Below are 12,588 nucleotides of genomic sequence, written 5' to 3' on the forward strand. Positions count from 1 at the left end.
CCGCTATGGCCGCTTTGTAAAAGGCAGGACCGAATGAAAACAGGCGGGATGGAGGATGTGCATGCCCAAGGACCAGCCCGTTTCGCCGGAAACCGTGTTTCTGCGCGATGTCGCCGAAGACGTCGTCAAACCGCTGAACAAAGTGGAGACCAAGGCTGTCCTTGCTGTGCTGAAGGAGCTTGGCAGGGACACGCCTGAGATCGCAGCCTTGCTTTCGGATGAGACGCCGCTCAAATCCTTCATTATCGCCGCCCTGACGCTTTCGCCTTATCTGCGTGAGACGGCGGCGCTGCGTCCTGATTTGCTTGTGCGCGCGCTGCATGCCCCTTTGGAGGCGAGCCTGAACGGGTTGGTGGAGCATGCGCGCTATGCCTGGCGACCGGAGCAGGGAAGAGTGCCGCCAACCGAGGCCATGGTGATGAGCCGGTTGCGTCAGGCCAAGCGGGGCCTGTCTTTTTTGCTGGCACTGGCCGATCTGGGCCGATTGTTTCATCCCCGCCAGACGACGCTATGGCTGTCGCGAATGGCGGATGCGGCAATCGCCTGCGCCATCGACCATCTTCTGCTGGCGGGTCATGAGGCGGGCAAGTTGCGGCTTGCCGACCGCGACGCGCCATCGAAACACAGCGGCCTGATCGTGCTGGGCATGGGCAAGCTTGGCGCGTTTGAGCTGAACTATTCGTCGGACATCGATCTCGTGGTGTTTTTCGAGCCGGATGCGGCAATCCTGGTTGCGCCCGAGGAAGCAACCGAAACCTATGGCCGGATGATGCGCCGGTTGATCCGCATTCTGCAGGAGCGCACCGGTGATGGCTATGTGTTCCGCACCGATTTGAGGCTGAGGCCCGATCCGGGGGCCACACCGCTTGCCATGCCGGTTGAGGCAGCGCTGATTTATTATGAGGGACGTGGGCAAAACTGGGAGCGGGCCGCCTTTATCAAGGCCCGGGCGCTGGCAGGGGATCTTGCCGCCGGTCAGGCCTTTCTCAAGGAATTGGCACCTTTCGTGTTTCGAAAATATCTCGATTATGCGGCGATTGCCGATATTCACTCGATCAAGCGGCAGATCCATAGCCACCGGGGCCACGGTGCGATTGCGGTCAAGGGCCACAATATCAAGCTTGGGCGCGGCGGCATTCGCGAGATCGAATTTTTCGCCCAGACACAGCAATTGATCGCTGGTGGACGGATGCCGGATCTGCGGGTGCGCGGCACCGAGGCAGCGCTGGCGGCGTTGGAACAGGCCCGCTGGATCGATGCGACTACCCGCGATGAGCTAACGGAGGCCTATTGGTTTCTGCGTGATGTCGAGCATCGCATTCAGATGGTGCATGACGAGCAGAACCACACGCTGCCGACCACGGAGGCCGAGTTGAAGCGCATCGCGCTGATGTGCGGTTTCGACACACCGGCAGGCTTTTCGCAAGCCCTGGAAAAACGGCTGCGGCTGGTGGAGCGGCGTTACGGTCAGTTGTTTGAACAGGAAGATGATCTTTCTGTGGGCGGCAATTTGGTGTTTACCGGTCAGAAGGATGATCCCGATACGCTGAAGACCCTGGAAAAGCTCGGTTTTCAGCGACCTGAAGACATTTCGCGAGTGATCCGCACCTGGCATTACGGACGCTACCGGGCCACGCAGTCGGTGGAGGCGCGTGAACGGTTGACGGAACTGACCCCGCGTCTCCTTAAGGCATTTGGCGAAAGCCGTCGCGCCGATGAGGCGCTGTTGCGGTTCGATGCATTCCTGTCGGGCCTTCCCGCCGGCATCCAGCTGTTTTCGCTGCTTGGCAACAACCCGGCCCTGCTGGAACTGATCGTTACCATCATGGCCGCCGCGCCCCGGCTTGCCGCCACCATTGCCAGCCGCCCGCATGTTTTTGATGGCATGCTCGACCCCGGTCTGATGGCCGATCTGCCGACACGCGATTATCTCGCCATGCGGCTCGATGCTTTTATTGGCGGTGTTTCGAACCACGAGGAATTGCTGGACCGCCTGCGGATCTTTGCCGCCGAGCAGCGTTTCCTGATCGGCATTCGCCTGATGACCGGGGCAATTTCCGGAACGGTGGCAGGTCATGCGTTTACCGATCTCGCCGATCTGGTGATCGAGCAGGCCTTTCACGCAGTGTGCCGCGAAATGGAACGGGTCCATGGCCGGATCAAAGGTGGCCAACTGGCACTGGTGGGCATGGGCAAGCTCGGCTCGGGTGAGCTGACGGCAGGCTCTGACGTCGATCTGATCGTGCTTTATGAGTATGACGAGGATGCAGGAGACAGTGGCAGGGAGGGCGATGGCGTAAAGCCACTCGATCCCGTGCGCTATTATACCCGCCTGACCCAGCGGTTGATTGCCGCGTTATCCGCGCCAACCGCCGAAGGTGTGCTCTATGAAGTGGATATGCGGCTGCGTCCTTCCGGCAATAAGGGGCCAGTGGCAACGCGGCTTCGAGCGTTCGAGCGCTATCAGCGTGAGGAGGCCTGGACCTGGGAGCATATGGCACTGACTCGCGCCCGGCTGATCACCGGCGATGGCCCACTGGTTGCAAGGGCTGAAACCATCATTGCCGATGTTCTGGCACTGAAACGCGACCGCGCTGCGATTGCTGCCGACGTCAGCGAGATGCGCGGCATGATCGATAGCGAAAAACCGCCGAAGGACGGATGGGACTTGAAGCTCATGCCGGGCGGATTGGTGGATCTGGAGTTTCTCGCCCAATATCTTGCCCTGGTGGCTCCGAACGATAGATTGAAAGCGCTGGCCGGGCCGGGATTTTCACAGACGGATATCACCACTGTCCAGCGTTTGAAACAGGGCGGGGGGCGGGTGATGGAGGCCGGTGATCTCGATCTCTGCCTTGCGGCCCTCACGCTCTACACAGAACTGTCGCAGGCAATCAGGGCTTGTGTCGAGGGAGGATTCAGGCCGCAGGATGCACCGGCGGGCCTGATCGATGTCGTCCTGCGGGTTGCCGATTGCCCGGACCTGAAAGTGCTGGAGGCCGAGTTGAAACGCCTGTCCAAGGCGGTTCGGCGGATTTTTCAGACGGTTGTCAGCACCCGGCCCTGAGCGGCGGATTTGCGGCAGGGGGGAAGTGGCGAGGGGCTATCCGGCACGTTGATCGAAACGACCGTCCCCTTGCCCTCGCGTGAGCGAATCCGCAGGCTGCCGCCATGCAGCATGATCAGCGAGCGGGAAATCGCCAGACCCAGGCCCGATCCGCCCTTGCTCTTGGCATATTGGCTCTGCACCTGCTCGAAGGGCTGGCCGATCTTGCTGATGGCCTGTTTGGGGATGCCGATGCCGGTATCCGACACCAGAAGCCGCACGGCACCATCGATCTTGTGGGCGCGCACGGAAATCCGTCCGCCTTCATTGGTGAATTTCACTGCGTTCGACAGGATGTTGAGCAGGATTTGCTTCAGGGCGCGCCGGTCGGCGGTCATGGCCAGGCCCGAAGCGATGCGTTGTTCGATAGCGATATTCTTGTCCTTGGCGGAAATCGTCGTCAGCCGCAGGGTCTCATCAATCAGCGAGGCGAAATCGACATTTTCGCATTTCAGCAGCATATGGCCTGCCTCAATCTTCGACATGTCGAGAATGTCGTTGATGACGTTGAGAAGGTGCTTGCCGCTATCGTGGATATCGCGCGCATATTCACCGTATTTCGGCGAGCCGATCGGCCCGAACATGCCGGTGGAGAGGATTTCGGAAAAGCCGAGGATAGCGTTGAGCGGCGTGCGCAACTCATGCGACATATTGGCGAGAAATTCCGACTTGGCCTTGTTGGCCGCTTCGGCGCGTTGCTTTTCGGCCAGATATTTCTCGTTGGCTTCCGACAGTTCCGCCTTTTGCCGTTCCAGCTTTTTCTGCGACGAAGACAGGTCGCCAATGGTCGCCATCAGCCGGCGCTCTTGCTCGCGCAGCCGCTCCTGATGGCGCTTCAGCAGGGTAATATCGGTACCGACAGAGACCAGGCCACCATCGCGGGTGCGCCGCTCGTTGATTTGCAGCCAACGCTCGTCGGCCAGTTGTAGCTCGGTAGTCCGCGAGCTTCCCTTGGCCGAGGGATCGGCAATGCGCCGTTGAATGATGGGTCGGGCAGCCGCCGCATCGACCACGGCGCGCTCGACACCTGGCACCAGCACGCTATCGGGCAGGCCGTAGACATGCTGGAAATGGGCATTGCACATCACCAGCCGGTCGTTTTTGTCCCAGAGCACGAAGGCTTCCGAGGTGCATTCGATGGCATCGGCCAGCCGCTGGTCGGCCTCGGCATAGCGCTGTGCCAGCCGGTGCTGCTCCGTCACGTCCATCGCGATGCCGATCACATGCGGGCTGCCGGAACTGGTGCGGATCACCTGGGCGCGGGCGCGCAGCCAGACATAATGGCCATTGGCGTGACGCATGCGAAACACCTGGTCGATATGGCGGTCGCCATCCCGGCCAATGGTGCGGGCCAGCGCATAAAGATTGCCGTCATCGGGGTGCATCAGCCGGGCAGCGTCGGCAAAGCCGAGCGGTTCGTTGGACGGCGGTAGGCCGAGAATGTCAAACATCGAGCGCGACCAGACCAGTTTTCGGCTGGCGAGGTCGAAATCCCACAATCCGCAGCGACCACGCGACAAAGCGGTTTCGACCCGGCGGTTGGAATCGACAAACACGTCAGAGGTTTCCCGCGCCCGTTTTGCCTGGGCGAAATAGGCATAGAGAATGCCCATCAGGATCAGCGAGATGGCCGAAAACAGTGTGACGTTGAGAGCGAGTTCCGCCCGCCAGTAATCGGCGGCGGATTTCAGCGAATGGGCGGCCAATACCAGTGCGCCGTCCGTGCCGGTTGGTGTCAGCACGGCGATATGGCGGAAGCCGTTGATGTCGGTTTCCACCGCGCCCGTCTGGTCTCCGAAATTACGGAGCACCGCGACTTGCGGAAACAGCGCCATGATCTGCATGCCGACAAAGCTGCTGCCATTGCCGGAACTGGCGACCACCCTGCCTTCAGGATCGAGCAAGAGAACGAAGCTTTCGTCATCAAGAAGATTGGGTGGCAAGAAGCGCTTGATCAGCGCTTCGGCCTTATCCCTGCCAAGTTCTGCCGGAAGCTCGGGGCCGGATGATAAGGCGGCCGCCGCCGCAGAGGCCATCATCGCGGTGGAATGACGGATGGCGCTTTCCATTCGCGCATATTCCGAGACAAGCCCCATGCCGCGTGCCATGGCGATGACGATCAGAAAAGCAACCACCAGAATAGGAATGACTTGGCGAAGAGCCGCATCAGTATTGGAAATCGAAAGGCTTCGGACGACGTATGCAACGCCTCCGTGGTTCTTGACCGCATCCAGAAATGACAGATATCCGGGAAATTCCGGTCGCAACCGATCATCGGCTGCGGTCGCCCGCTGCACGTTTGCCATTGTCCCTGCCTTGATCCCTCGTCCTGATTCGGCGCGCCGCTCGCTCCAAATCTAACCTAATGAATCATCAGGGATTCTTCCTGTCCAGTCGAAAAAACTAACCGCTTGTTAACCTCTTGCGAAGAATCAGCTTTTCATGATCGCGTGACTGTTGCAGCCGCACATATCAGGCCTCGAATCAGGCCTGCGCTGCCAGCACATGAGCATTCACTCCAGGCTTGCGCAGAAAAAAGGGGCGGACGCATGTGCGACCGCCCCTTTGGGAAGACCAAAAACGGGAGGCATTCAGCCTTTCAGCATCCGCTCAACAATATCTCGGACATCGTTGGAAAGGCCGTTTGAGCTTTCGATAAGGGCAAGGGCCGCCCTGGCCTTGGCTGCACGAACGGGCTCAAGCTTTTGCCAGGTGCGCATCGAGGTCAGCAGCCGGGCGGCAAGCTGCGGATTGCGCTTGTCGATGGCCAGAATTTCCTCGGCAAGAAAGTTATAGGCCTTGCCATCGGCGCGGTGGAAGCCGGTCGGGTTGGAAAAGGCAAAGCTGCCGATCAGCGCGCGAACGCGGTTCGGATTGCTGGCGTTGAACAGCGGATTTTGCATGAGTGCTTCAATCCGTTCCAGCGCACCGTGTCCCGGAATGGTGGCCTGGATGGAAAACCACTTGTCCAGTACCAATGCGTTCTGGGCAAACCGTGTCTGGAAATTGGCCAGTGCAGCCTGCGCCTCTTCCGTATCGCCGAAGTGATAGGCGAGAACGCCGAGCGCATGCGACAGGTCGGTCATATTGTCGGCTTTGCCATAGGCCTCGGCGGCCTTGGCCGGCTCGCCTTTAGCCTGAACGAGATAGCCAAGCGCGGCATTTTTCAGCGCTCTTTTGCCTGCGGCAGTAGCATCCGGACTGTAGGGGGTCTCAGTCGCCATGTTATCGTAAAGGCGGGCAAATAGATCCGCGCCCTCAATGGCGATATCAGCCAGCACCGCCTGGCGTGCCTGATGGATGGCGTCCGGGTCGATGTCACTGCCCAGTTCGCGGGCGATATCGGCTTCGCTCGGTAGCGCCAGCGCCTGGGCACGGAAGGCAGGCTCAAGCGCATCGTCGGCAATGATGGCAAGCAGGCTTTGTTTCAGGGCATCGCTTGCCGCGATGGATGCTTTATCGGTTGCGCTCTTGGCTGTGCCGCTCTTGGTGGAGAGTTGGCGCGCGTTGTCGCATAGAACCGGCAAGGCGAGGTCGGTCAGCGCCTGCCAGCGGGAGAACAGGTCGCTATCGTGGCGGGCGATCAGCGCCAGATCCGCACTTGCCTGGCTGAAATGCAGGATGACGGGTGCCGAAAAGCCCCGGTTGAGCGACAGGACCGGACGTTCCTTCACGCCTGAAAATTGGAATACCTGCCGACGTTCGGTCAGATGCAGCACGTCGCCGCTGATTTCACCACCGTCCACGGTTGCTGTATCGAGTGGTGTGCCATCTGCCGCCAGAAGCCCAAAGCGCAGCGGAATATGCATCGGCTGCTTGTTGGGTTGGCCGGGTGTCGGCGGGATCACTTGTTCCAACTCGACAGTAAACAGGCTCGTGCCAGCATCGTAGTCGCAGGATACCGTCACATTCGGCGTACCGGCCTGATTATACCAGAGAGAGAACTGGGTAAGGTCGCGCCCGGAGACCTCCGCAAAACAGGCAACGAAATCCTCGACCGTTGCCGCATCGCCGTCATGACGCTCGAAGTAGAGATCCATCCCAGCCTTGAACAGGTCCGGCCCGAGGATGGTGGCGATCATCCCGGTGACTTCAGAGCCTTTTTCATAGACGGTGGTTGTGTAGAAGTTATTGATTTCCTTGTAGGTATTCGGGCGTACCGGATGCGCGAGCGGTCCGGAATCCTCCACAAACTGTTCGGCGCGCAAATGCCGGACTTCGGCGATGCGCTTGACGGCGCGTGAGCGCTGATCGGCGGAAAACTGGTGATCGCGATAGACTGTCAGCCCTTCCTTCAGGCAGAGTTGGAACCAGTCGCGGCAAGTGATGCGGTTGCCGGTCCAGTTATGGAAATATTCGTGGGCAATGATCGCTTCGATATTGGCATAGTCGGCATCGGTGGCGGTTTGCGGGTCGGCCAGCACATATTTGTCGTTGAAGACATTCAGGCCCTTGTTTTCCATGGCCCCCATGTTGAAATCCGACACGGCGACGATCATGAAAATATCCAGATCGTATTCGCGCCCGAATACATCCTCATCCCATTTCATCGAGCGCTTCAGCGCATCCATGGCGTAGGCGGCGCGTGGTTCCTTGCCGTGCTCCACATAGATTTTCAACGCGACCTCGCGGCCCGACACCGTGGTGAACGTGTCCTCGATCAGGCCGAGATCGCCTGCCACCAGTGCAAACAGGTAGCTGGGCTTGGGATGGGGATCAAACCATGCGGCAAAATGCTTGCCCTCGCCATAGCCCGCGCCACCCAGGAAATTGCCGTTCGACAACAGCAGCGGATTGGCTTGCTTGTCAGCGATGATATTGACGGTATAGACCGACAGCACGTCCGGTCGATCCGGGAAATAGGTGATGCGGCGGAAGCCCTCGGCCTCGCACTGGGTGCAATAGATGCCGTTCGAGCGGTAAAGCCCCATCAACTGGGTATTGGCCTCAGGATTGATCAGCGTGGTAATGGTGATCTCAAAGGGTTCGGCAGCAGGAAGGTCGCGGATCGTCAATGAGCGCGCGGTGGCGCTGTAGCGCTCCGGCTCCAGTTCGATCTGGTCGAACAGCACGCTGGAGAGAACCAGATCGTCGCCGTCCAGCACCAGCGGTGCGGCGACATCGGCACCTTCACGACGATGGAAGATCAGGCGGGCCTCGACCTTTGTGTCTGTTGGATCAAGCTCGAAAGTCAGGTCCACTCGCTCCAGGACAAACTCGGTCGGGCGATAATCCGCCAGGCTGACAACCTGGCCCGTTTCTGTACGCATCAATATATCCTGATCGTCCTATTGCAAATCGACTATACGCAAGCGTTTCGATGGAACGGGCCAGCGCAATTCATGGGTATGATGACATCAATTTCTGAACGATTGCTAAAATCCGATCTATTATTGTCTATTCTTGATGGCACCAGATCATTTCCTTGTCTCACGAAAACAGAAAAATGAGCTATCTCATTGTTTTCAAAGATTTCCGTTTGCCAAAGCCGCATTGTACTTTTGTTGGAAATGCTCGAGAAATATCCTGGGCCGAGGTCTGGCTTTGGGTGTGCCGGCAGGTCTCAGCTGGAACCACCGGGGTATTGCCCTGGGTCACAGACCGATATCAAGCTTTGCGCGAATATCCTTATCCGCCTCGGTTTGTTGAATAATCACGCCGTACCAACCAAGACCGTCATAGTCTTCATAACCAAGAGTTTTGGCAAAGGCGATGATGTTTCCGCTGTCATCATAGTAACTGCCTTTTTGGTTTGCTTGGCTATTGTGCAGCGGGAAATGGGTGTAGATCCGGCTCGGATGGGAGCTGGCAATCACCCTCATCGAACCATCGAGCAGCATGACCTGGGTCTTGTCGACGAGATGCGGCGGCAGATTGGCTTCTTTTTCGACAATGGCTTGACCCTGGGCCTGCCAGTCGAAATAGACGCCAAGCATTCCCAGCAGTTCGCCGTCCGAACGGCCTCCCGCCCGAATGCCGGTTGCATAGACCAGCGTGTCTCGGTTGTCATGCAGAGGGCTTTTTTTGACCTCGTCAACGATATAGTCGTCGCCGCTTTTCGTTTGACCGGCTGCCTTGACCCATGTTTCCTGGGCAAAATTCTTGTTTTGAAGATTGTTTCGGTAGCGCGGATTGGCAGAGGCGACGACACGGCCACTGGCATCCGTCATCACGAGGTCGAGATAGACCGTGTAGAACCGATTGATGACGCCCAGCCTTTCCGAGGCATGGTTGAAGTTTTCGATGTTTGGATTTTGCAACGCCGACCACAGGGCGGTGTCTGTCGCCCACCAACGGACATCGGCGGTGCGTTCGAACAGATTGCGGACGATGAACTGCACCAGCGTCAGGCAGAGATCGGTCAGCCGCACACCTTCCATTTCTTGAACCAAACCATCGGCCATGGCCCTGCCAAGCTTTATGCGGCTCAGGACATTGTCCTCGAACTGTTTGGCGATGTCGGCTGCACTTTGAGCCAGGCGCTGAACTTCATTGGCCACGACCGCGAAGCCTTTGCCCGTGTCACCGGCGCGCGCGGCTTCAATCAGGGCATTGATCGCCAGCAGGCGGATCTGCTTGACCACCAATGTATTGTTCATGCTGAATGTTTCGAGATCACCGCCAATGCTTTCGGTGATCAGCCGCATGGAGCGAGGCGTTGCGTTCACGACCCGGTTCTGGCGGAGGGGTGCTGGCGAATTTGACATGGCGATAAATCCTGAAGCCAGGGGCGCGATGACCCAAAGTGGGAAGAAAAATAATATATTGCTTTGCAACAAAGTAACGCATGACTTGGTTAAGTAAGAATAAATTAAAATCTATTGTTTTTGGGTGCGATTTGTTGTCGAGGATAGATTAATGATTTTTGTCGATTTGAGTTAAGTGTATGATTTATAAAACATAATTTTGTAATTTTTTATTCATGGTTGCGACAGTATTCTTGGTTGTCCAACAACAGTGCGCTTCGCATGTTTGCGAGGCGGTAATGTTCGTGAATGCTGACCTTGTTCTTGCGCGGTTGGTCCGAATCGGCAATGGTCGAGTTATCTGACGTGCTGGCTGATACCCCATGGCCGGTCGTCTCCCTGATGTCATGGCCCGCATATCAGCCGGCCTTGTGAGTCCAGCGTCATGAACAGTGAAGTATCGGCGGGTCCGATCAGAGGCCCGATCAGAGGCATTGTGTTCAAGGTCGCTTCTGTTACGGTCTTTGTTGCCATGCAGACAGCGATTAAACTGGCAGGTGATGACGTGCCCGCAGGACAGATCACTTTCTATCGCTCCGCCTTCGCGCTCATCCCCATCCTGGCCTATCTTGCCTACCTGGGACAGATCAGGACCGGCTTGAGGACGGCTAATGTGTTCGGGCATGTGAAGCGCGGGCTGATTGGCATCGCCGCCATGGCCTGCGGCTTTTACGGCCTCGTGCATCTGCCGATGCCGGATGCTATTGCCATCGGTTATGCCATGCCGCTGATCGCCGTGGTGTTTGCTGCGGTTTTCCTGGGCGAGACCGTCAGGCTCTATCGCTGGTCGGCGGTTGCCATCGGCCTTGTCGGTGTGGTGATTATTTCCTGGCCGAAGCTGACCCTGTTGCAGGACGGGTTTTATGGTTCCGAGGTTGGCATGGGGACGCTTGCCGTGCTCGCCTCCGCTACGCTTGGAGCCGCAGCGATGTTGCAGGTCCGCCAACTCGTTCGTGAAGAAAAAACGGCCACGATCGTGTTGTATTTCTCGATCATTGCGGCGCTGATATCGCTTGTCAGTCTGCCATTCGGCTGGAACGATCTTTCTGCCCGCCAGCTAGGTCTCCTGGCCTTTGCGGGGATCTGCGGCGGCCTCGCCCAGATTTTGCTGACGGAAAGCTACCGCCATGCCGATATTTCGACAATTGCGCCGTTCGAATACAGCTCCATCCTGTTTGGCTCGTTGATTGGCTATCTGCTGTTTGACGACCTTCCGAGCATTCACACCCTGGTCGGCACGCTGATCGTGGCGGGTGCGGGAATTTTCATCATCCTGCGCGAGCATCAATTGGGGCTGGAGCGCCGTGCGGCGCGCAAGGCATCCACCCCTGGTGTCTGAGTCGCATTGGGTTAGAGATCGGTGATCTTGCTGGAGACGGCTTCCGTGCCCTGGAGCGGGATGGAGGAGGCCTGAAACTCGGTCTTGCCGGGCTGGTCAGGGACGGCGCTGCGCTGTCGCATCCGCCATGCTGCATAGCCTGCGTAGAGAAGAAAGCTGATGGCGAGGCTGAATAGCAGTCCGTTGGGACCGACGCCCTGCATGATTGCGCCTGTCACCAGCGGACCGGTGACGGTGCCGAAGCCGTAGAGAATCATGATGGCACTGGAAATCGTCACATATTCATCGGGGTCGGCCATATCATTGGCATGAGCGACATTGAGTGAATAGACCGGATAAAGCACGGTGCCGACAAAGAAGCCGCAGATATAGAGTGCCAATGGCGAAATTCCGCCCAGCACGATCATCACCGCGCAGCAAAACACCCCGAACAAGCCAGCGCCAACCATAACGCGGCGGCGGTCCATGCGATCGGACAGCCGCCCGAGCGGCATCTGCGCGATGGCGCCTCCGGCCAGCACGGCTGCCAGGAATGTCGCGCCTTCCGCCGTCGAAAGACCGACCCGTTGGCTGTAAACCGCGCCGAGACTGCTCCAGGTTCCCGATAGAGCGCCTGACAGCAGTGAACCGACAAAGGCAATGGGCGAGCGGATATAGAGCTTCTTCAGGTCGAACCGTGCCTGGGCCAGAGGTGCGGGCGATTGGGCGGTGGAGAGAGCGGTGGGAAACAGGGCTGCGGAAAAAATCAGCCCGCAGACGACGAACAGTGTCACCTGGCTTGGATCGCCAAGCGGCACGATATACTGGCCACCAATCGAGCCAACCAGGCAGGAAATCATATAGATGGAAAACAATCCGCCACGGTTTTCATTGTTGCTGCGCTCATTCAGCCAGCTTTCGATGATCAGGTAGCTGCCGGCAATGGCAAAGCCAGCAATGCCTCGGAACAAGGTCCAGGCCCGCCAGTCGACAACGATGGCGCAGAGTAGGACAGACATGGTCAGGAGAGTGATTAAGGCGGAAAAAACCCGGACATGTCCCACCTTCTGCACCAGGCGAGGCGTGACGACGCAGGATGTGGTAAAGCCAAATGTATAACCGGTAGCGATGATTGAAATGGTGAATGTCGACCACCCCTCGGCAATCGCCCGGATTGGCAGCATATAATTCATCAGCCCGAATCCAGCCATCATCAGCAGGGTTGAGAGCATGAGGGCGCCGATGGAGGCGAGACTGGCAATCATGGCATGGTCCGAACAGGAATGGGGCTGCGACTGGGAAGCGACTCTAACTGGGACCCACTTACGGCGAAGATTATGCCGCAGATATGACAGGCAACAGCATGTTTTATAGAACAAGGCATCGAAGACGCTGACGCATCCTCGCCTTGTATGAAT

The 12,588-nt window shown here is 58.1% G+C and carries 6 protein-coding genes; 2 read left to right on the top strand and 4 right to left on the bottom strand.

Annotation, left to right across the window (positions count from 1 at the left end; translation table 11 throughout):
* Positions 1-55 precede the first annotated feature (55 nt).
* Positions 56-3,067 (top strand): bifunctional [glutamine synthetase] adenylyltransferase/[glutamine synthetase]-adenylyl-L-tyrosine phosphorylase, encoded by a 3,012-nt coding sequence (locus AVI_RS05410; RefSeq protein WP_015915403.1) that lies wholly within the window; start codon positions 56-58, stop codon positions 3,065-3,067.
* Here AVI_RS05410 and AVI_RS05415 read toward each other — a convergent pair.
* The 3 genes from AVI_RS05415 to AVI_RS05425 all read right to left on the bottom strand — a co-directional run bounded on the left by AVI_RS05415 (position 3,040) and on the right by AVI_RS05425 (position 9,813).
* On the bottom strand, positions 3,040-5,412 hold the full coding sequence (locus tag AVI_RS05415) for a PAS domain-containing sensor histidine kinase (protein ID WP_015915404.1): 2,373 nt from the start codon (positions 5,410-5,412) through the stop codon (positions 3,040-3,042). The two genes, AVI_RS05410 and AVI_RS05415, sit on opposite strands and share 28 nt — an antisense overlap.
* A 285-nt stretch (positions 5,413-5,697) precedes the next feature.
* A complete protein-coding gene (gene pepN / locus AVI_RS05420; RefSeq protein ID WP_015915405.1) occupies positions 5,698-8,376 on the bottom strand; it encodes an aminopeptidase N in 2,679 nt (892 codons plus the stop codon).
* A gap of 324 nt (positions 8,377-8,700) precedes the next feature.
* Entirely contained in the window at positions 8,701-9,813 is a 1,113-nt protein-coding gene (locus tag AVI_RS05425; protein WP_015915406.1) for a methyl-accepting chemotaxis protein, read from the bottom strand.
* A 424-nt stretch (positions 9,814-10,237) separates the two neighbouring features.
* On the opposite strand from AVI_RS05425, the gene AVI_RS05430 reads away from it, so the two are divergent.
* Positions 10,238-11,191: a DMT family transporter gene (locus AVI_RS05430; RefSeq protein ID WP_015915407.1), complete on the top strand. Its 954-nt coding sequence runs from the start codon at positions 10,238-10,240 to the stop codon at positions 11,189-11,191.
* 11 nt (positions 11,192-11,202) lie between these two features.
* Here the strand turns inward: AVI_RS05430 and AVI_RS05435 are convergent, their stop codons facing one another.
* Positions 11,203-12,435, bottom strand: a complete 1,233-nt coding sequence (locus tag AVI_RS05435; protein WP_015915408.1) for an MFS transporter — start codon at positions 12,433-12,435, stop codon at positions 11,203-11,205.
* Between the last annotated feature and the right edge of the window lie 153 nt (positions 12,436-12,588).

It is taken from the genome of Allorhizobium ampelinum S4, from assembly GCF_000016285.1.
Classification (GTDB): Bacteria; Pseudomonadota; Alphaproteobacteria; order Rhizobiales; family Rhizobiaceae; genus Allorhizobium; species Allorhizobium ampelinum.